Here is a 17,247-nt window from a genome sequence, read left to right as displayed (position 1 = left end):
CATCAGGCCAGCACACCGGACTGACGCATTGCCTGGCGAAGCGGCTCATGACAGCGCGGACTCAACCAGGTCAGAGGAAGACGGATACCCTCAGGCATCATTCCCATTTCATGCAACGCCCACTTGACCGGGATCGGATTGGACTCGATGAACAGGTTCTTGTGCAGAGGCATCAATTTTTCATTAAGCGCACGAGCAGTCTCGGCGTCGCCACGCAGGGCAGCCGCGCAAAGTTCGCTCATGTCACGGGGCGCCACGTTGGCTGTAACAGAAATATTGCCTTTGCCGCCCATCAACATCAGTTCAACAGCCGTGGCATCATCACCGGAGTACAGCATGAAATCGCTGCTCACACGATCCAGAATGTCACGGGCGCGCTGCAAATCGCCTGTCGCTTCCTTGATACCAACGATATTCGGCACTGTCGAAAGCCGTTCTACCGTCTCGGCCAACATGTCACAGGCCGTACGCCCGGGCACATTGTAAAGGATCTGGGGAATCGCCACGGATTCGGCGATATGCCGGAAATGCTGATACAGGCCTTCCTGGGTAGGCTTGTTGTAGTAAGGCGTAACCAGCAGGCAAGCGTCCGCACCTGCATCCTTGGCCGCCTGCGTCAGATCAACCGCCTCACGCGTGGAATTGCCGCCCGTCCCTGCAATGACGGGAATACGGCCAGCCACCTGTTTGACTACACGGCGAATGACCTCGGTGTGTTCTTCTACATCCAAAGTGGCGGACTCGCCAGTTGTTCCGACCGCAACGATGGCATTGGTGCCTTCGGTCAGATGAAAATCAACCAGCTTGGTCAGGCTGGACCAGTCCAGATGCCCCTGTGCATCCATGGGCGTGACCAGCGCCACCATACTGCCTGTGATCATGCAACCGCTCCTGCCGAGAAAAGAGAGCCGTAATGGTACTGACGCTACCAGCCTTGCACAAGCCAAGCTCCGGTAAGGCATTCCCCAACAACGCGCTTTTCGCTACCCTTCGGTTTTGGCCGGTCTACCGGTTTCATCATCAGGAAACACTGAATGTCTGCTACACCACCGCCTCGTGAGCAATTTCTAGTTATCAGTGCGCTGGGCTCCAACCCTATGGAGCTAACCAATGTGCTCTATCGCACGTGTTTGGAAAGCCGCTGCGCGGTCGTCAGCAGCCGCCTAAGCCGACACGGCGAATTCAGCGCACTGATCCTTCAAGTGTCCGGCAACTGGGACGGCCTGGCTCGACTGGAGTCCAGTTTACCTGCTCTGGCAAAGCGACAAGGTTTCACGATTGGTGTAACACGTAGCGCAGCGTTGGAAAACCGAGCGCAAGCCCTACCGTACGTCGTTTATGTCAGTGCGGCCTATCGCTCGGATATTCTCAATGAACTCTGCCAGTTCTTTACCGACCATCGCATAGAGGTAGAAAGCCTGGTTTGCGATACCTATCAGGCGCCCCAGACAGGCGGCACCATGCTGACAGCGACCATTACGGTCATTCTGCCAGCCGGTACTCAGATCAGTTGGCTACGGGATCAATTCTTAGACTTTGCGGACGCACTGAACCTTGACGCGCTGATCGAGCCCTGGCGACCTCAAAATCCGTAATCCAGTAAGCTAAGTGAAGAAACGAACATGACAGTTACCGTTGATCAACCCGTTCCCGATTTCATAGCGGCTGCTACTGGCGGAAAGGACCTGTCGCTCGACACGTTCAGGGGTCGGCAGGTTGTATTGTATTTTTATCCCAAAGACAGCACGCCGGGCTGCACAACCCAAGGCCAGGGGTTTCGCGATCATTACGAGGCATTCCAGGCTGCCAATACCGTAATAATTGGTGTCTCCCGCGACGGCATCAAGTCCCATGAAAACTTCAAAGCCAAGCAGGCATTTCCATTTGATCTGATCAGTGACAAATCAGAAGCGCTGTGCACGCTGTTTGATGTGATCAAATTGAAGAAGCTGTACGGCAAGGAATATATGGGAGTTGACCGCAGTACCTTCCTGATCGACAAGGAAGGGATTCTTCGCCGGGAATGGCGTGGGGTAAAGGTCCCGGGACACGTGGAAGACGTTCTAGCAGAGGCCCAGGCCCTGAACAGTTGATTTCCAAGGGAGGCTTCTGCCTCCCTGCACTTCATGCCTTGCGCAACCAATAATGAAATACGTTTTCCTGTGCCTGCTCGCCGATCAATGCATGCCCTGACAACTGGGCAAAGGTCCTGAAATCACGCTGCGAGCCGGCATCCGTTGCCGTGACCTTCAATACCGAACCAGAGGCCAAGCGGTTCAGTTCCATTTTGGCTTTCAGCAATGGCAGTGGGCAACTTAATCCACTGGCATCCAGCTCCGCATCACACGGCCCTGTATAAGTACTGGATTCACTCATAAGAAAACTCCATAAATCCCAAGGATAACGTTCACAGCCTTTCATCGCTAGGCAGCAGCTGTGGGGACAGATAAAGTAAGGGTTTTGCAGTCATGAGCGCCCCTATGAAATTTTTGCGCCCTGCCCTTCTTGGTCTGTCCTGCCTGATAGCTGTACCTGCTCCCGCAGCCACTGATCTACCGTCGCTAGGGGATGCAAGCTCTTCAGTTGTCTCTCCTGAACAGGAGTTTCAGCTTGGCCGCACTTGGTTGAGTATGCTCAGGGGGCAAGTCACGACACTGACCGACCCACAACTCAAGCAGTTCGTGGAAAGCAGTGTTTATAGATTGGCCGAGACGAGCCAGATTCAAGATCACCGCCTCGTATTCATCCTGATCAAAGACCCACAAATTAACGCATTTGCTGCCCCCGGTGGGGTCGTAGGCGTCAATGGGGGGCTATTCCTGTATGCCCAGACCGAAGCTGAGTATGCAGGCGTCCTCGCGCACGAATTAGCCCACCTGAGCCAGCGGCACTTTGCACGAGGCGTCGAAAATCAGAAGCGCATGCAACTACCGTTAATGGCAGCCATGCTGGCCGGCATTGTGGCCGCTGCTGCTGGCGGTGGTGATGCCGGTATCGCAGCGATTGCCTCTACACAGGCAGCCGCCATACAAAGTCAGCTCCGCTTCTCTCGTCAGAACGAGCAGGAAGCGGACCGGGTAGGCCTGATCAACTTGGCTAAAGCTGGCTATGATCCACGAGGCATGCCCAATATGTTCAGCCGATTGGCTAGGCAATACCGTTACGATCAACGGCCACCCGAGTTTCTCCTTACCCACCCGGTAACAGAGGATCGCGTTGCAGATACTCGTAACCGTGCAGATCAGTATCCCGCAGGAGGACGAGAAGACAGCCTGCAGTATCAACTGATGCGCGCAAGGGTTCAGCTGCTTTTCGAGGAAACTCCAGGCATAGCCGTCAAGCGCTTTCGTGCCATGTTGGATGAAAACCCAAAGTTGGAAGCAGCACGTTATGGCCTTGCTGTTGGCTTGACTCGCCTCGGCCAGCTCAATGAAGCACGCGAAACGCTTAAGCCTTTACTGGACGCCTCTCCAAACGATGTCACGTACAACCTGGCCCAGATCGAGCTCGACATTACCAATAACCGGCTGCCTGACGCACAAAAGCGCGTAGCGAGAATGATGGAAATGTATCCCGATAACTTCGCGGTCAACATGCTACAAGCCGATCTACTGGTTAAGCTCGATAATGCCAAGGATGCCAGCGCTTTACTGGACAAGGTAATCAAAGCGCGCCCACTGGACCCTGATGTATGGTACCGGGCTGCAGAGGTGCGCGGCCAAGCGGGACAGCTGATAGAGGTCCATCAGGCCCGTGCCGAATACTTTGCCCTGACAGGTGATTATGATCAGGCCATACAGCAGCTGGGATTTGCAAAACAGCGTGCTTCAAATAATTTTCAGTTAGCGGCGCGGATAGATGCACGTCAGCAGGAAATGATTACGCAAAAGCGAACTGCTGAAGAAATCATGTGATAGGAAACAGGACAGGAAACGCCCATCAGGCGTTTCCTGTCTGCCTTAATCTTGCTGCCTGGGTAAAGTCCAGCATGCGCTTGAGTGGTTTTACTGCCCTAGGTATCAGGGAAGGATCAACCAGAACCTCACCGCTACCCTCCTGCAAACAGGCCAGCGTACGCTCCAAGGTATTCATGGCCATCCAAGGGCAATGCGCACAACTACGACAAGCAGCACCATTACCCGCCGTAGGCGCCTCAATGAATACTTTGTCAGGACACAACTGCTGCATTTTGTAAAAGATGCCTTTATCCGTTGCGACAATAAACGTCGAGTTAGGCATCGTCTGTGCAGCCTTGATCATTTGACTGGTTGAACCAACCATGTCTGCCAGCTCGATCACCGCCTCAGGAGATTCGGGATGCACCAGAACCGCAGCATCAGGATAAAGCGATTTGATATCGGTCAGTTGAGAAGACTTGAACTCCTCATGAACGATGCAAGCGCCATCCCAAAGCAGCATATCGGCACCTGTTTCCCGCTGAATGTAGCGGCCTAGATGACGGTCCGGCGCCCAAAGAATAGGTTCGCCGTTATCCATCAAGTGCTCAACGATATCCAGGGCACAGCCAGAGGTTACAACCCAATCTGCCCTGGCTTTTACGGCAGCTGAAGTATTGGCATAAACCACTACCGTCCGCTCGGGATGCTTATCGCAGAACGCAGCGAACTCCTGAGCTCCGCATCCGATATCCAATGAACAAGTAGCCTCCAGCGTAGGCATGAGCACTCGCTTCTCGGGATTGAGAATCTTGGCAGTTTCTCCCATGAAACGCACCCCAGCCACCACGACTGTAGAGGCCTTATGCTGGTTACCAAAGCGTGCCATTTCGAGCGAGTCTGCCACGCCCCCGCCCGTTTCCTCGGCAAGCGCTTGCAGAATGGGATCGGTATAGTAATGCGCAAGTAGAACAGCGTCACGCGCTTTGAGCTCAGCCGCAATGGCATAGCTAAAATGCTCTCTTTCAGCTGTACTTAAAATTTTAGGCTGCTTAGCCGCGAGATGGGCTTGAACCAGAAGTCGTTCCGAGATTTGCGACATGCTCGCTACACCCAAACGCTAAAGGGACAGAAGGAGTGTATCGCCAGGAAGCGGCGATCTAACGAAACAACAAGGGGAGGAAAATGGTGGGTCGTGTAGGATTCGAACCTACGACCAATTGGTTAAAAGCCAACTGCTCTACCGACTGAGCTAACGACCCCGAAAGCGAGTGCTATAATAATGATTTCTTCTGGATAATCAATACCCTAGCGCAACTTTTTTTTAAAAATATCGCGTTGGATCTTTAAGGTGTGCCGCACGGAATCCTTCTGCACGCAAGCGGCAACTGTCACATCGCCCACAGGCACGCCCTTCGTCGTCAGCCTTGTAGCAGGAGACGGTTAGGGAGTAGTCCACCCCATTCGCGACGCCCCACTGGATAATCTCAGCCTTCGACATGAACTGGAGCGGTGCAATGATTTTAAAGCCATTGCCCTCAACGCCCGCCTTGGTGGCAAGATTAGCCATACGCTCAAAGGACTCGACAAATTCAGGGCGGCAATCTGGATAGCCTGAGTAATCCACCGCATTAACACCAATAAAGATATGCTGAGCCTCGAGCACCTCAGCCCAACCCAAGGCAAGCGAAAGAAAAACGGTATTACGGGCAGGTACATAGGTGACAGGAATACCCTCGGTAGGTGCTTCCGGCACATCGATAGCGCTATCGGTCAACGCCGAGCCGCCAATACCATTCAGGTTCAAACCAATCACTTTGTGTTCGACCACACCCAATTGAGTTGCCACACGTTCAGCGGCCTTGAGCTCGGCTCTATGACGTTGCCCATAATCAAAGCTCATGGTGTAGCAGGCAAAGCCCTCAGCCCGAGCCATGGCGACAACCGTGGCAGAATCCAGGCCACCAGACAGCAAGATAACGGCTTTTTTCTGGTTCATATCAATGTCCTGGCTCGTCATTCCAAAGAATTTTATGCAGCTGCAGCTGAAAGCGTACCGGCAGGTTGTCTTCTACAATCCACTCAGCCAACTGACGCGGGGTAACCTGCTGATGGCTAGGGGAAAACAACACCTCATCCACCCGCTCATCAAGGCGATACTGAATCAGCTTAGACACAGCCCACTCGTAATCTTCACGTGAGCAAATTACGAACTTCACCTGATCGTTTGGCGTAAGATGATCAATGTTGTCGTACAGATTGCGAGAGACTTCAGCAGAGCCGGGCGTCTTCAGATCGACGACCTTGACGACTCGCCGATCTACAGGCGCGACGTCAAGCGCACCACTGGTTTCAAGTGACACCTCATAGCCAGCGTCACATAGGCGCTCTAGCAGGGGTAAGCAGTTTGGCTGGGCAAGCGGCTCGCCTCCTGTTACACACACATAGCGAGGCTTATACTGAGCGACACGCTCAACGATTTCGTCCAGCGACATGATCTGACCGCCGCTGAAGGCATAAGCCGTGTCGCAATATTGGCAACGCAAGGGACAGCCTGTAAGGCGCACGAAAACAGTTGGCAAGCCAGCTGTCCGTGTTTCCCCCTGCAGCGAGTAGAAAATCTCGGTAATACGCAGAGTATTTTGTTGCATGTAGGCCACGGGCGTGACAGCGATACAGGCCGTCCGCCTCCGTTGCGAAAAAAGGGAGGCGGATTCTAACGAAAAAACCTGCCGTTAGGGCAGGTTTTTGAGATCACGCTGGGCTAATTGTGCGGCAGACGATCCAGGATACTGCGCAATGACTTGTTGGTACATTGCTTTAGCCTTGTCTCGATTTCCAAGCCGCTGCTCAACACCAGCCAGCTTGTAAAGAGAGTCTGGAACCTTGGGATGATTTGGGTAAGCCTGACTTACGCGTGCAAACGCCTGTCCTGCGGCTTGTAAATCCCCGGAAGCCATATTGACTTCGCCTAACCAATATTGGGCATTTCCCGCATACTGGCTATTGGGATACTTACGCAGAAACGCTGTAAAGGCTTGGCTCGCCTTGGCAAAATCCTTTGCCTTGATCAGATCAAAGGCCGCATCGTAATACAGCTTTTCCTTTGCGGGATCACCAGGCTCGCTGTTGGCCTGAGAAGCTGGCGGAACAGGTGCGGCGTTCGCATTGATAGCCCCTGCAGACGAACCAGCATCATTACCACCAGTGGCATTCGCTGGCGCTCCAGAAGAAGCACTTGCAGAAATTCGGCGATCAAGGTCCTGGTAACGTTCCAGTCCTTGCTGTTTTAGCTGATTGATTTCATTTTGCTGCTCTTCAACCTGACCACGCAGGCGCGCAATATCATCCTGCATCTGCTGCAATTGCATGAAGAGCTGCCCCTGTGCAGAGACAGGGGCGCTAGCGCCCCCATCCCCTGCATAGGGAGCGCCTTGGGTGCTATAGCCGGGAGTAGAACCGCTCCCACCATATCCCCCTTCCTGAACCGGTACCTGTGCCCATACAACGGAAGTGCACAGAGCCAACGATGTCAGTACAAACAGGCGCTTCGGCATAGATCTTACTTCTTCAGCTCAACGCGACGGTTCTGAGCCCAGGACTGCTCGTCATGACCGATAGCAGCAGGACGCTCTTTACCATAGGAAACGAGTTCCAGCTGAGCCGGAGAAACGCCCTGCAGTACGAGGTAACGCTGAACAGCCTTGGCACGACGCTCGCCCAGAGCCAGGTTGTACTCACGAGTACCGCGCTCGTCAGTATGGCCTTCCAGTACAACGCGCTGACCACTAGTTTTCAGGTCACGAGCATGAACGTCCAGAGCGCGCATGGCTTCCGGCTTCAGATCGGAGCTGTCGTATTCGAAATAGAATGTAGTGATAGCACGCAGAGCGGCTTCGTCGCTCATGCTGCCATCAACGGCACCGGCGTTAGCGCCATAGCCTGCGTTTGGATCGACAGCACCGGCGCCAGCGCCAGCACCTTCACCAGAAGCATCACCACCCTTGGAAGAACAACCTACTGCAACGGCCATGGCCAAAGCCAGAGCAGCGAACTTGCCGAATTTCAGCATTTCCATCGTTAACTCCTAAAGAACCGCAAAGTGTTTTGTATAGAACAGATTATATTGCCGTCAGTTCAGGTAAGGGGACCAAGAAGGCTCGCGAACATCGCCTTGGGTGGTGGGTAGCGTAATACGCACACGTCCGTTGATGGATACAAGCATCAGTACGCCTCGGTCCTGCTGGCGGGACGCGTAGATTACCATGGTGCCATTTGGCGCAACAGTAGGCGAATCGTTAAGACTGGTGTTGGAGAGCACCCGGACGCTGCCACGCTGAAGATCCTGGGCACCAATCTGGAAGTTGGTGAAACCTTCCTGACGATGCACCATTACCAGCGTTTTTTCATCGGCAGATAGTTTAGGGTTCGCATTGTAATTGCCTACGAATGTAACGCGCTCTGCCCCACCGCCGCTAACACTGGTTTTATAGATCTGTGGTTTTCCAGAACGATCTGAAGTGAAATAGATAGTCTGCCCATCACGCCCCCAGAACGGCTCGGTATCAATCGCAGAGTCGTTGGTAACGCGACGAATCTGACGCGAATTCAGGTCCATCACATAAATCTCAGGGTTTCCATCGCGCGACAGCACGAACGCTAGGCGGTTACCGTCCGGAGAAAAAGCCGGAGCGCCATTCAGTCCTTCGAAATTGGTGAGCTGCTCACGACGACCTGTATCTACGTACTGCAGAAAGATACGTGGGCGCTGCTGTTCAAAGGAAACATAGGCGATACGCTTGCCATCAGGAGCAAAACGAGGCGACAGGATTGGTTCACGAGACTGTAGGAGTGTCACGGAACGAGCACCGTCATAGTCTGCACGCTGCAGGGTATAACGAGTATTGTTCTGGGAAAAACGCTCGGCAGTAACGTACAGGAGCTTCGTAGAGAATGCGCCCTTGATACCGGTCAGCTTTTCGAATGACTGATCGGAAATATAGTGAGCCATGTCGCGCAGCTGATCAGTACCCCCGCCTACGCTACCCGTCATGACCTGCTGCTGTGTAGCGATGTTGAACAGTGCATATTGGATTTGCAGACGACCACCGCTGGGCACGATATTGCCAATCAGCACATAGCTGATCCCCAGTGCCTGCCAATCCTTGTAGGACACTTCGCTTGCCTGAGTCGGCAGGCTAAGCATGTTCTGCCGGTCGATGGGAGCAAAAGAGCCGGAATTGCGCAGATCGTTACCAATGATATTGGCCATATCATCGGGCAGTGGTTGACCACCCTGCCAGCCAAAAGGCACGACTGCAATCGGGATGGCTTTGTCATTGCCACTGGATACCACCAGGGGGTCGGCAGCATGGGCAGCGCCTACCAGGAACATGAATCCCAGCAGAACGATACGAATCAGGTTATTCACAGACTCAAATCCTCCGGTTTGAAGATAATGCGACGCTTGCGATAAAGCTGGTCGAACGTCGCGCGATCAAGCTGTTGCATTTCAGGTATGCGTCCTACGTTGCGCACAGCAGCCACTGCCGAGCTATCGAAAGCAGAATCACCGCTAGACCGGGTCACACTGGCATTGGTTACCGTTCCGTCAGGTAGCATTTCAATTTGCACTTCCACACTCATACCGTTGCGGGCAGATGGCGGGCGGCGCCATTGCTCACTGACCAGACGCACGATAAGGTCATCAAAGTTCGACGCTACCTCATCGCCTACCTCATCAGCCATTGCCTGCTGTCGCTGCGTATCATCGGAAAGAAGCTCAGCCAACGCCTGTGCTTTCTTATCCTCTGCTGCCTTGCGTGCGGCAGCCTGAGCTGCCTTTTTCTTGGCGTCCTCAGCAGCTTTGGCTTTCGCCTGCTCGGCCGCTTTTTTCTTGGCCTCTTCAGCTGCTTTCTTTTTAGCTTCTTCAGCGGCTGCTTTTTTCTCTGCCGCTTCAGCCGCTTTCTTTTGTGCGTCTTCCGCTGCTTTCTTCTTAGCTTCTTCAGCGGCTGCCTTTTTCTGAGCAGCCTCCTCAGCCTGTTTTTTTGCCAATTCAGATTTGCGCTGCTGCTCTGCGGCGGCTTTTTCCTGCGCTGCCTTTTCAGCCTTTGCTGCGGCCTCAGCTTTTGCCGCTTCGGTCTTGGCTTCAGCGGCTTTCTGGGCAGCTTCTACCTGCTGCGCCTTTCGAGCGTCCTCAGCTTTCTTTTGTTCCGCAGCTTTGGCGGCTGCCGCCGCAGCAGCAGCGGCCTGGGCCTGCTGCTCTGCTTTCTTCTGCTCCATCTGCTCGACTTCATACTGGCGAGAAGACGTTTTTTTGGCCTCTCCAGCCAGCTTCTGCTCTGTCTGCACCTGAGCAGGGCTTTTGGATTTCAACTGGACCAGAGTCGCCTGAACAATTGGCTTGGACTGTGGCAGCTCCGGTGCCATTGCCCAGCTCACAAACAGAGCGGCAAAAATGACAACATGGAGAGCCACAGCCCAAACGATAGGCCAGAAATAGCTCTCTGAAGGAGAACGCTCACGGTCTTGCATCAAGGCGCCTCGGTGATCAACCCGACATTGGGTACACCTGCCTGCTGCAGGCCGCCCATGGCTGCTGCCACTATCCCATAGTTAACAGCCTTGTCACCCCGAATGAAAACCTGGGTATCAGGTCTTGCACGCATGATCTTGGTAACCTGCTCCGTCAACTGAGGCAGGGCAACAGCGCTGGCACTGTCACGCTGCTGGTCCGTCTCGACTTCCTTACCTGTATTCCAGTAGTAAGTACCGTCCGCCTTGATAGAAATAGTCAGGATCTGCTTGTTGTTATCCTGCGGCATGGGCTGGCTGTCCGCATTAGGCAAGTCGACCTTGACCCCTTGATTGATCATTGGCGCAGTTACCATGAAAATGACCAGCAGTACCAGCATCACATCGATGTAAGGTACGACGTTCATTTCGGCAACCGGCTTACGCTTATGTCTACCCCTGGAGGACATGGTTGATACCTATTACTCGTCGCTGGTGTGGACTTTGCGATGCAGGATGGACTGGAACTCATCAGCAAAGGTGTAATAACGTCCGATCAGTGTCTCTGAGCGCGCAGCAAACCGGTTGTACGCCACTACGGCCGGAATCGCTGCAAACAAACCGATCGCGGTTGCAATCAATGCTTCTGCAATACCAGGCGCAACGGTAGCCAGCGTAGCCTGCTGTACCGTAGCCAGACCGCGGAATGAGTTCATGATGCCCCATACGGTACCGAACAGACCTACATACGGACTGGTGGAGCCGACGGTAGCCAGGAACGGCAGGCTTTGCTCAAGCTTCTCTTCTTCGCGAGAAATGGCGACCCGCATGGCACGCTGAACGCCTTCCATCACCGCGTCAGGGTCTACCCCCGCCTGCTGACGCAGCCTGGAAAACTCTTTGAAGCCAGCACGGAAGATCTGCTCGACACCTGAATCGGGGTCAGGATTGCTGCCTGCCTGACGGTAAAGCTTGGACAGGTCGATACCCGACCAGAAACGCTCCTCGAAAGTCTCCAGTGCACGTTTGGCTGCACGGATGGCATTGGCACGCTGGATAATCATGACCCATGATGTTACCGAAGCCGCTACCAGCGTCAGCATGACCAGCTGAACTACCAGGCTGGCATTGCTCACAAGGCTCCACATGGAGGAATGGTCGACAGTTGGTTCCACGCTAAATCTCCTGCTTAAATTGAGTCCGAATCGCTCGCGAATACTGTTCGCATGGCCTCAGGAATGGCCCTGGGCCTGAAGTTGTCTGAACGTACACACGCAACCGTCACATACCCTTCGCATAACAGAACACCATCGTCTCGCCGAGTCACCTGCTGATGAAAGCGCAGGCTGGCCCGGTTCAGTTCAATAACCCGAGCGCTGACCTCCAACTCGTTATCCAACCGAGCCGGTGCATGGTAACGTGCCTCACATGAATGCACGACAAATAGGATGTTTTCTTCCGCCAGGCGAGATTGAACAAAGCCTAACGCCCGCAACCGTTCGGTACGAGCACGTTCCATGAATTTGAGATAGTTGACGTAGTAGACGATGCCTCCTGCGTCGGTGTCTTCGTAATACACTCGACACCGCAGCGAATACGGCTGAGTCACATGTTGCGCGCGCATACTCTAGAACCAAGCCTTCAATTTGCCAATCAGAAATACTTGCAGTTGCAATTAATTATTATCTTCCTCAAAAAGATCAGGCACGGTTCCTGGCCCCATACGCTTGGGCACGTTCAAACCAAAGTGAAGATAAGCATGGCGGGTTACCATCCGACCCCTTGGCGTACGCATGATATAGCCCTGCTGAATCAAATACGGTTCCAAGACATCTTCAATGGTGTGACGCTCCTCACTGATTGCAGCAGCCAGGCTATCTACCCCTACCGGCCCGCCGTCGAACTTGTCGATGAGCGTCAGTAGAAGTCTTCGGTCCAGGTGATCAAAGCCGCGTGCATCCACATCCAGCAGATCCAGAGCCTGGCCTGCAATCGTATGACTGATTCGTCCCTGCCCTCTCACCTCTGCAAAATCGCGTACACGTCTTAACAACCGGTTCGCAATACGGGGAGTACCGCGGGCACGGCGAGCGATTTCCACAGCGCCTTCGGCCTCAATTGTCAGATTCAGGATTTTGGCAGAACGCGTAACGATGCTGGCAAGATCCTCTACGCTATAAAACTCAAGCCGCTGAATAATTCCGAATCGGTCCCTTAATGGGTTCGTCAGCATTCCGGCACGCGTAGTGGCTCCCACCAATGTAAACGGTGGCAAATCCAGCTTGATTGATCGCGCGGCAGGACCTTCGCCGATCATAATATCGAGCTGATAGTCCTCCATCGCTGGATAGAGGACCTCTTCTACAACCGGCGAAAGGCGATGGATTTCGTCTACGAAAAGAACGTCTCCAGCCTCGAGACTGGTCAGCAGAGCAGCAAGATCTCCTGGCCGCTCAATTACCGGTCCAGATGTGCTTTTGATGGCAACACCCATTTCCTCAGCAATAATATTGGCAAGCGTGGTTTTGCCTAGCCCTGGCGGCCCGAAAATAAGCGTATGGTCTAGTGCCTCGCCCCGCCCCTTTGCCGCCTGAATGAAAAGACTCATCTGCTCGCGCACGACCGGCTGACCAATGTACTCGGTCAGTCTCAGAGGACGGATAGCACGATCCTGCTGTTCTTCACGATCTCGGCCCGCGGCAGAAATCAAACGATCCGGTTCAATCATGGTTACACCATGCCTTTAAGGGCACGACGAATAAGGTCTTCACTGCTGAGGCCTTCTTCAGCGATGGCAGATACTGCACGACTGGCTTCCTGCGGCTTGAATCCGAGCGACACTAACGCACTGACCGCATCAGTTTCAGCTGTTACGACAGGCTTGCCGGCAGCCGTTTCCATCATGAGCGGTGCGATAGACGGAAGGCTTTCCCATGCCTTAAAGCGATCCTTGAGCTCGACCAGCAGACGTTCAGCCGTCTTTTTGCCGACGCCGGGAATCTTGACCAGCGCAGACGCATCCTGGGCCTGTACGCAGCGCACCAGCTCGTCCACCTCAAAGCCAGACATCAGCGCCAGCGCCAGCTTTGGCCCTACTCCATTCAAGCGAATCAACTCACGGAAGAGTTCTCGCTCGCGCTTTTCAAAAAAGCCGTAAAGCAGATGAGCATCCTCACGCACGACCAGATGCGTATGCAAGGTAACTGGCTCACCCAACGACGGAAGGCGATACAACGTTGTCATGGGGACTTCCAGCTCGTAGCCCACGCCATTGACATCGATGATTACATGCGGCGGCTGTTTTTCAGCCAGAGAACCGCGGAGACGTCCAATCACAGAAATACCTATTAAAGACGCAGGCGACCACCGCGCCGGCGAGCCCCTAGAAGCCCATGAGGGGTCAGACTTTGCCGCGTATGCGCATGACAAATAGCAATCCCGAGGGCATCGGAAGCATCTATCTGGGGCTTCTCCTTTAGTTTCAACAAGTGCATGACCATCATCATGACCTGTTGCTTATCGGCAGCACCTGAGCCCACGATGGCTTGTTTGACCTGGGTAGCTGTGTATTCAGCTATTTCAAGCCCCGCTTCGGCACAGGCCACAATGGCCGCACCTCGAGCTTGTCCCAGCTTTAAAGCAGAATCGGCATTGCGCGCCATGAATACCTGTTCAATGCCCATGGTGACTGGCTCATAAAGCCCAATGACTTCCCGCACCCCTCTGTAGACGATTTGCAAACGCTCATACAAAGGGCCATTACCTGTACGAATACAGCCAGAGGCTACGTATTCGCACCCTTTACCCGTGTCCCGGATTACGCCGAATCCAGTGATTCGCGAACCAGGGTCAATGCCTAGTACCAGGGTCATCTCTATATCCTTCCCAGACCAGGCGGGAGAAAGGTGACTGCTTTAAGGAGGCCTGTACCTTTCCAGTAGCAGCCACCCCTGTTGCGCGCTGACACTATAGGGGTATCAGGCCCTTTAGCCTAGCTGCGCCATGACATCATCTGGAATTTCCGCATTGGAGTACACATTCTGGACATCATCCAGATCCTCCAGCATATCGATAAGCTTGAGCACTTTCTGGGCCGTATCCAGATCCAGCGGCGTTGTAGTAGACGGAATCATGGAAATCTCGGCAGCTTCGGATTTGAAGCCAGCTTCCGTCAATGCCTCGTTTACGGCAATAAAGTCGCTAAATGAGGTAAAGACGTCAACAGACCCATCATCATTGGTGACTACATCATCAGCACCTGCTTCAAGCGCCGCTTCCATGAGTGCATCTTCGTCGACGCCCGGTGCAAAGCTGATCTGTCCCTTGCGCTCGAACATGTACGCTACCGAGCCATCAGTACCCAGGTTACCGCCACACTTGCTAAAGGCATGACGCACCTCAGCGGCCGTACGGTTGCGGTTATCCGTCATGGCCTCTACGATCAAGGCGACACCACTCGGGGCATAGCCCTCATAGGTCAGCTCTTCAACGTTATCCCCTTCGTTGGCGCCTGCCCCTCGTGCAATGGCGCGATCGATGGTGTCACGTGTCATATTGGCAGTAAGCGCTTTATCCACTGCCAGGCGAAGACGCGGGTTATCCGCCGGAACGCCACCACCCTGACGGGCAGCTACGGTCAGCTCACGGATGATCTTGGTAAAGATCTTACCCTTCTTGGCGTCCTGTCGCTCTTTGCGGTGCTTAATGTTGGCCCATTTGGAATGACCCGCCATAACGAACTCCAAATCACTTTTTGACAAAGGGCAGCCTTGCGGCTGCCCGGTTGATCAATTACTCAGCTTTTGGCTGCTCACGCAAACGAATGTGCAGCTCGCGCAACGCCTTGGCATCCACTGCGCCAGGTGCCTGAGTCATGACATCGGCAGCGCTCTGGGTTTTCGGGAAGGCAATAACTTCACGAATAGACTGTGCGCCGGTCATCAGCATTACCAGACGATCCAGGCCGAAGGCCAAACCACCATGCGGTGGCGCGCCAAACTTGAGTGCGTCGAGCAGGAAGCCGAACTTCTCTTCCTGTTCCGCCGCGTCAATGCCCAGCAAGCGGAACACAGCCTGCTGCATTTCCTTGCGGTGGATACGGATGGAACCACCACCCAGCTCGGTGCCGTTGAGGACCATGTCATAAGCGCGAGACAATGCATTCGCCGGATTCGCCTCGAGCTCTTCCGGTGTGCACTTGGGCGATGTGAAGGGGTGATGCAGTGCAGAGAAACTGCCATCATCGTTTTCTTCGAACATCGGGAAGTCAACGACCCAGAGCGGCGCCCACTCACAGGTCAGCAGGTTCAGATCGTGCCCCAGCTTGATACGCAGACCGCCCAACGCATCACTGACGATCTTGGCCTTGTCTGCGCCAAAGAAGACGATATCGCCGTCTACCGCACCCACGCGATCAAGAATGGCGTTGAGGTTCGACTCAGCAATGTTTTTGACGATAGGTGACTGCAAGCCTTCAACACCTTGGGCGCGGTTGTTGACCTTGATATAGGCCAGGCCCTTAGCGCCAAAGATACCCACATACTTGGTGTAATCATCGATCTGCTTACGGGGCATGCTGGCACCACCCGGTACGCGCAGTGCAGTTACACGGCACTTGGGATCGTTAGCCGGGCCGGCAAACACCTTGAAATCGACATCCTTGAGCAAATCAGCTACATCCACCAGCTCCAGCGGAATGCGCAGGTCCGGCTTGTCTGAACCATAACGGCGCATGGCCTCCTCGAAGGTCATGTGCGGGAACTCGCCGAACTCCAGATCCAGCACTTCCTTGAACAAGGAACGGATCATGCCCTCGGTGATACCCATGATGTCTTTCTCATCGAGGAAGCTGGTCTCGATGTCGATCTGGGTAAATTCGGGTTGACGGTCTGCACGCAGGTCTTCGTCGCGGAAGCATTTGGCAATTTGGTAATAGCGATCAAAGCCCGCCACCATCAACAGCTGCTTGAACAGCTGGGGTGACTGCGGCAGAGCAAAAAAGCTGCCAGGATGGGTACGGCTAGGCACCAGATAGTCACGAGCGCCCTCGGGTGTCGCACGGGTCAGGATAGGCGTTTCCACATCCATGAAGCCCTGCTCGTCCAGATAACGGCGAATGCTGGAGGTTATGCGCGAACGCAGCTTGAGCTTGGCAGCCATCTCGGGGCGGCGCAGATCAATGAAACGGTAGCGCAGGCGTGTTTCTTCGCCCACATCGGAATATTCGTCCAGCGGGAACGGCGGCGTCTCGGCCTGGTTCAGCACTTCAAGGTCATAACCCAGCACCTCGATAGCCCCTGAGGCCATATTCGGGTTGACCGCACCCGCAGGACGCAAACGGACCTTACCCGTTACCTTGACGACATATTCACTGCGTACACGGTCGGCCTTGGCAAACGTCTCTGCCCGATCCGGGTCGAACACGACCTGAGCGAGGCCTTCACGGTCGCGTATATCCAGGAAGATAACGCCTCCATGGTCGCGACGGCGGTGAACCCAGCCGCAAAGGGTGATTTCCTGGCCGTCCAGGCTCTCGTTCAATTGGCCGCAATAATGGCTGCGCATCATGGTTGTGTTTCGCTTCTCTTGAGTCCGGAATTAAGAGATGGGGAGCAAGCATCATTCACAGGCACGTCTCGCAGAACTGCTGCAACGTAAAGCCAGCCAAAGATTGTATTCCCATCTGGTTTCTCTTGGTCAGTGGGCGATTCTATAACAATTACCAAGCCTGACGCAGCCGACCTATGACAAGCCGGCTGCCTTTTAAGAGCCTAGACTGACTTTTATAGAACCCAAGCGATCAGGCCCTCCTTGACCGGTGCTTGCGAGCATTCCATTT

Annotated in this window: 20 protein-coding genes and 1 tRNA gene; 3 read left to right on the top strand and 18 right to left on the bottom strand. The window is 54.2% G+C overall.

Annotation, left to right across the window (positions count from 1 at the left end; translation table 11 throughout):
- Positions 1–2: 2 nt before the first annotated feature.
- Positions 3–881 carry a 4-hydroxy-tetrahydrodipicolinate synthase gene (gene dapA, locus JQR86_RS05900; RefSeq protein ID WP_010795168.1) on the bottom strand — a complete coding sequence of 293 codons (879 nt, stop codon included), beginning with the start codon at positions 879–881 and terminating at the stop codon, positions 3–5.
- A 153-nt stretch (positions 882–1,034) separates the two neighbouring features.
- Here dapA and JQR86_RS05895 point away from each other — a divergent pair, with 153 nt between their 5' ends.
- Together JQR86_RS05895 and JQR86_RS05890 are read left to right on the top strand one after the other, a co-directional pair.
- Positions 1,035–1,595: a glycine cleavage system protein R gene (locus JQR86_RS05895; protein WP_010795170.1), complete on the top strand. Its 561-nt coding sequence runs from the start codon at positions 1,035–1,037 to the stop codon at positions 1,593–1,595.
- A 27-nt stretch (positions 1,596–1,622) separates the two neighbouring features.
- Complete coding sequence (locus tag JQR86_RS05890) at positions 1,623–2,093, top strand: peroxiredoxin (RefSeq protein WP_010795171.1); 471 nt, start codon at positions 1,623–1,625, stop codon at positions 2,091–2,093.
- A gap of 31 nt (positions 2,094–2,124) precedes the next feature.
- Here the strand turns inward: JQR86_RS05890 and JQR86_RS05885 are convergent, their stop codons facing one another.
- Positions 2,125–2,376, bottom strand: coding sequence for a sulfurtransferase TusA family protein (locus tag JQR86_RS05885; RefSeq protein ID WP_010795172.1), 252 nt, complete (start codon positions 2,374–2,376; stop codon positions 2,125–2,127).
- 104 nt (positions 2,377–2,480) lie between these two features.
- Between JQR86_RS05885 and JQR86_RS05880 the strand changes: the two genes are divergently transcribed.
- Positions 2,481–3,914, top strand: coding sequence for a M48 family metalloprotease (locus tag JQR86_RS05880; protein WP_407362090.1), 1,434 nt, complete (start codon positions 2,481–2,483; stop codon positions 3,912–3,914).
- Positions 3,915–3,939: 25 nt separating this feature from the next.
- Here JQR86_RS05880 and nadA read toward each other — a convergent pair whose 3' ends face one another.
- The 16 genes from nadA to aspS all read right to left on the bottom strand — a co-directional run bounded on the left by nadA (position 3,940) and on the right by aspS (position 16,976).
- Entirely contained in the window at positions 3,940–4,998 is a 1,059-nt protein-coding gene (gene nadA / locus JQR86_RS05875) for a quinolinate synthase NadA (protein WP_407362091.1), read from the bottom strand.
- 84 nt (positions 4,999–5,082) lie between these two features.
- Positions 5,083–5,158 (bottom strand) — tRNA-Lys (locus tag JQR86_RS05870).
- 62 nt (positions 5,159–5,220) lie between these two features.
- Positions 5,221–5,895, bottom strand: coding sequence for a 7-cyano-7-deazaguanine synthase QueC (queC, locus tag JQR86_RS05865; RefSeq protein ID WP_122042032.1), 675 nt, complete (start codon positions 5,893–5,895; stop codon positions 5,221–5,223).
- A 1-nt stretch (position 5,896) separates the two neighbouring features.
- Complete coding sequence (gene queE / locus JQR86_RS05860) at positions 5,897–6,547, bottom strand: 7-carboxy-7-deazaguanine synthase QueE (RefSeq protein WP_010795176.1); 651 nt, start codon at positions 6,545–6,547, stop codon at positions 5,897–5,899.
- A gap of 84 nt (positions 6,548–6,631) precedes the next feature.
- Positions 6,632–7,453 carry a tol-pal system protein YbgF gene (gene ybgF / locus JQR86_RS05855; protein WP_239381175.1) on the bottom strand — a complete coding sequence of 274 codons (822 nt, stop codon included), beginning with the start codon at positions 7,451–7,453 and terminating at the stop codon, positions 6,632–6,634.
- A 5-nt stretch (positions 7,454–7,458) separates the two neighbouring features.
- Positions 7,459–7,974: a peptidoglycan-associated lipoprotein Pal gene (gene pal / locus JQR86_RS05850; RefSeq protein WP_010795178.1), complete on the bottom strand. Its 516-nt coding sequence runs from the start codon at positions 7,972–7,974 to the stop codon at positions 7,459–7,461.
- A gap of 54 nt (positions 7,975–8,028) precedes the next feature.
- On the bottom strand, positions 8,029–9,327 hold the full coding sequence (gene tolB, locus JQR86_RS05845) for a Tol-Pal system beta propeller repeat protein TolB (protein ID WP_407362092.1): 1,299 nt from the start codon (positions 9,325–9,327) through the stop codon (positions 8,029–8,031).
- On the bottom strand, positions 9,324–10,433 hold the full coding sequence (gene tolA / locus JQR86_RS05840) for a cell envelope integrity protein TolA (protein ID WP_150346924.1): 1,110 nt from the start codon (positions 10,431–10,433) through the stop codon (positions 9,324–9,326). Before tolA ends, tolB begins: the two co-directional genes overlap by 4 nt.
- A complete protein-coding gene (tolR, locus tag JQR86_RS05835; RefSeq protein ID WP_010795181.1) occupies positions 10,430–10,879 on the bottom strand; it encodes a protein TolR in 450 nt (149 codons plus the stop codon). Before tolR ends, tolA begins: the two co-directional genes overlap by 4 nt.
- 12 nt (positions 10,880–10,891) lie before the next feature.
- The gene (gene tolQ, locus JQR86_RS05830) at positions 10,892–11,584 is read right to left on the bottom strand and encodes a protein TolQ (RefSeq protein WP_010795182.1); all 693 of its coding nucleotides are present in this window, start codon (positions 11,582–11,584) and stop codon (positions 10,892–10,894) included.
- Between the two features lie 14 nt (positions 11,585–11,598).
- Positions 11,599–12,033, bottom strand: coding sequence for a tol-pal system-associated acyl-CoA thioesterase (gene ybgC / locus JQR86_RS05825; RefSeq protein ID WP_074824563.1), 435 nt, complete (start codon positions 12,031–12,033; stop codon positions 11,599–11,601).
- Positions 12,034–12,084: 51 nt separating this feature from the next.
- Positions 12,085–13,137, bottom strand: a complete 1,053-nt coding sequence (gene ruvB / locus JQR86_RS05820; RefSeq protein ID WP_239381178.1) for a Holliday junction branch migration DNA helicase RuvB — start codon at positions 13,135–13,137, stop codon at positions 12,085–12,087.
- A gap of 2 nt (positions 13,138–13,139) precedes the next feature.
- The gene (gene ruvA, locus JQR86_RS05815) at positions 13,140–13,745 is read right to left on the bottom strand and encodes a Holliday junction branch migration protein RuvA (RefSeq protein WP_074824570.1); all 606 of its coding nucleotides are present in this window, start codon (positions 13,743–13,745) and stop codon (positions 13,140–13,142) included.
- An 11-nt stretch (positions 13,746–13,756) separates the two neighbouring features.
- Positions 13,757–14,281 (bottom strand): crossover junction endodeoxyribonuclease RuvC, encoded by a 525-nt coding sequence (gene ruvC / locus JQR86_RS05810; protein WP_010795186.1) that lies wholly within the window; start codon positions 14,279–14,281, stop codon positions 13,757–13,759.
- 114 nt (positions 14,282–14,395) lie between these two features.
- A complete protein-coding gene (locus tag JQR86_RS05805) occupies positions 14,396–15,142 on the bottom strand; it encodes a YebC/PmpR family DNA-binding transcriptional regulator (RefSeq protein ID WP_010795187.1) in 747 nt (248 codons plus the stop codon).
- A 58-nt stretch (positions 15,143–15,200) separates the two neighbouring features.
- Positions 15,201–16,976 (bottom strand): aspartate--tRNA ligase, encoded by a 1,776-nt coding sequence (aspS, locus tag JQR86_RS05800; RefSeq protein WP_010795188.1) that lies wholly within the window; start codon positions 16,974–16,976, stop codon positions 15,201–15,203.
- Between the last annotated feature and the right edge of the window lie 271 nt (positions 16,977–17,247).

It is taken from the genome of Pseudomonas sp. JZ134 (assembly GCF_051027695.1).
GTDB lineage: Bacteria > Pseudomonadota > Gammaproteobacteria > Pseudomonadales > Pseudomonadaceae > Chryseomonas > Chryseomonas luteola.
The sequence above is the reverse complement of the archived record's forward strand: the minus strand, read 5'-3'. Positions and strand labels throughout refer to the sequence as shown.

Excerpts from the sequence above, each read along its gene's own strand:
- ruvC (WP_010795186.1), bottom strand. The coding sequence starts at position 14,281 with ATGACCCTGGTACTAGGCATTGACCCTGGTTCGCGAATCACTGGATTC.
- JQR86_RS05895 (WP_010795170.1), top strand. The coding sequence starts at position 1,035 with ATGTCTGCTACACCACCGCCTCGTGAGCAATTTCTAGTTATCAGTGCG.
- queC (WP_122042032.1), bottom strand. The coding sequence starts at position 5,895 with ATGAACCAGAAAAAAGCCGTTATCTTGCTGTCTGGTGGCCTGGATTCT.
- JQR86_RS05880 (WP_407362090.1), top strand. The coding sequence starts at position 2,481 with ATGAAATTTTTGCGCCCTGCCCTTCTTGGTCTGTCCTGCCTGATAGCT.
- tolR (WP_010795181.1), bottom strand. The coding sequence starts at position 10,879 with ATGTCCTCCAGGGGTAGACATAAGCGTAAGCCGGTTGCCGAAATGAAC.
- JQR86_RS05890 (WP_010795171.1), top strand. The coding sequence starts at position 1,623 with ATGACAGTTACCGTTGATCAACCCGTTCCCGATTTCATAGCGGCTGCT.
- pal (WP_010795178.1), bottom strand. The coding sequence starts at position 7,974 with ATGGAAATGCTGAAATTCGGCAAGTTCGCTGCTCTGGCTTTGGCCATG.
- dapA (WP_010795168.1), bottom strand. The coding sequence starts at position 881 with ATGATCACAGGCAGTATGGTGGCGCTGGTCACGCCCATGGATGCACAG.
- aspS (WP_010795188.1), bottom strand. The coding sequence starts at position 16,976 with ATGATGCGCAGCCATTATTGCGGCCAATTGAACGAGAGCCTGGACGGC.
- ybgF (WP_239381175.1), bottom strand. The coding sequence starts at position 7,453 with ATGCCGAAGCGCCTGTTTGTACTGACATCGTTGGCTCTGTGCACTTCC.
- ruvB (WP_239381178.1), bottom strand. The coding sequence starts at position 13,137 with ATGATTGAACCGGATCGTTTGATTTCTGCCGCGGGCCGAGATCGTGAA.
- nadA (WP_407362091.1), bottom strand. The coding sequence starts at position 4,998 with ATGTCGCAAATCTCGGAACGACTTCTGGTTCAAGCCCATCTCGCGGCT.
- JQR86_RS05885 (WP_010795172.1), bottom strand. The coding sequence starts at position 2,376 with ATGAGTGAATCCAGTACTTATACAGGGCCGTGTGATGCGGAGCTGGAT.
- ybgC (WP_074824563.1), bottom strand. The coding sequence starts at position 12,033 with ATGCGCGCGCAACATGTGACTCAGCCGTATTCGCTGCGGTGTCGAGTG.
- queE (WP_010795176.1), bottom strand. The coding sequence starts at position 6,547 with ATGCAACAAAATACTCTGCGTATTACCGAGATTTTCTACTCGCTGCAG.
- JQR86_RS05805 (WP_010795187.1), bottom strand. The coding sequence starts at position 15,142 with ATGGCGGGTCATTCCAAATGGGCCAACATTAAGCACCGCAAAGAGCGA.